Annotated in this window: 1 protein-coding gene; it reads left to right on the top strand. The window is 57.4% G+C overall.

The genetic code is table 11. The features are described 5' to 3' along the window. On the top strand, nucleotides 1-706 hold a 706-nt coding region (locus IVA74_RS40735), incomplete at both ends, for an AMP-binding protein (RefSeq protein WP_247353818.1).

The raw sequence follows: 706 nt of genomic DNA, 5'->3' as shown, positions 1-706 counted from the left end.
CGACCCGCGTGCGCTTGGCCTGACCTCGCGCCATCTCGCCTATGTGATCTACACCTCGGGATCTACCGGCACCCCAAAGGGAGTCATGATCGAGCATCGGGGCCTCGTCAACCTGGGGCTGGCTCAGATCGGGCTTTTTGGCGTTTGTTCAAACAGCCGAGTAGTGCAGTTCGCCTCCTTTGGTTTTGATGCGAGCGCTTGGGAAATTCTTATGGCGTTTGGTGCTGGAGCCGCATTGCATTTGCCTGCGGATGAGCTCCGTCAAGCGAGTAACAAGCTATCAGATTATCTGCGAAGCGAAGCCATAACACACGCGACGTTGCCTCCAGCCTTTTTCCAAGGAGACCGCAATCTGGAATATTTGGCGTCGCAATCTCTCATTCTTGCTGGAGAGCTGCCAAAGTCTGAACTCATTCGAAGGTTGCCTGCAACATCTATTGTCAACGCCTATGGACCTACCGAAACAACGGTCTGTGCGACGACCTGGAGTTACCCCTCTGATTTTGATGGGTCAGTTGTCCCGATTGGCCGTCCGATTGCGAACACGCGTGTGTATCTGCTCGATGGCCATGGCGCGCCCGTTCCGTTGGGAGCGGTGGGAGAGCTCTACATTGGCGGGGCGGGGGTCGCGCGTGGCTATCTGAACCGGCCCGAACTGACGGCGGAGCGGTTCTTGGCCGATCCGTTCAGTGGTGAGGTCGGCGCA

The organism is Bradyrhizobium sp. 132 (assembly GCF_023074185.1).
Classification (GTDB): Bacteria; Pseudomonadota; Alphaproteobacteria; order Rhizobiales; family Xanthobacteraceae; genus Bradyrhizobium.
Note: the sequence above shows the minus strand (reverse complement) of the source record. Positions and strands in the feature narration are given on the sequence as shown.